The organism is Oleiphilus sp. HI0061 (assembly GCF_001635675.1).
The window spans coordinates 1-848 of sequence record NZ_LWFE01001586.1 but is presented as its reverse complement, the minus strand read 5'-3'; the positions used below and the strand labels follow the sequence as shown (position 1 = coordinate 848).

1 protein-coding gene is annotated in these 848 nt (G+C 47.2%); it reads right to left on the bottom strand.

All coding sequences use genetic code 11. The features are described from left to right. A partial coding sequence (locus A3735_RS24705) for a M17 family metallopeptidase (protein ID WP_197486023.1) occupies positions 1-848 on the bottom strand: 848 nt, incomplete at both ends.

The following is an 848-nucleotide window of genomic DNA, read 5'->3' as shown; positions in this document are numbered from 1 at the left end:
TGCGCTATTAAGGGTGTCAGCAATATCGCTTTTTAGCATGTCCTGGTAAGGGCTGTGTAGGGGGAGTTGCCACACAAGGTCTTGGCTGCTCTTTCCACACTCCTGCAACGAAGATGCAAGTTGTTCGTCATTGCAAAAAAAACCGGGTAACTCTGTTCCTAATGCAACTCGGCAGGCGCCGGTTAGTGTTGCAAAGTCGAATATCATGTCCGGGTTTTCGCTATCTGCTTCGGTCAATGCGTCACATAAGACTAAGCGGCCTTCAGCGTCAGTGTTGTCAATTTCGACAGTAATTCCTTGTCGTGTGGTGATTACATCACCTGGACGAAAAGCATTCGAAGATACGGCATTCTCTACTGCGGGTATTAGTACACGTAATCTGATTGGAAGAGCTTGGTCCATAATTAATTTTGCTAGCCCAAGTACGTGCGCCGCGCCGCCCATGTCTTTTTTCATAAGGCGCATAGCATTACTGGGCTTGAGGTCCAGGCCTCCGCTGTCAAAGCAAACTCCTTTGCCAACCAGTGTTATTTTTGGGGCATCTTCGTCACCCCAAGTAAGATCAATGAGCCTTGGTTCATGTACACTGGCTCTGCCAACGGCATGAATGGTAGGGTAGTTGTGCTCAAGTAGTTGGTCGCCAACAAACTGTTCGAGCTTAGCACCGTATTGCTCTGCGAGCTGCTCAGCTACGGTACCCATATCTTCAGGCATTAAGTCACTGGCTGGGGTGTTGATCAGATCTCTTACTAATGACACTGAAGAAGAAAATGCCTGTGCTTTGTTGAGTATTGCTTCTGAAGATACAGAAAGTGTTGGCAGGCTCTTATCATTCTTTTTATATTCAG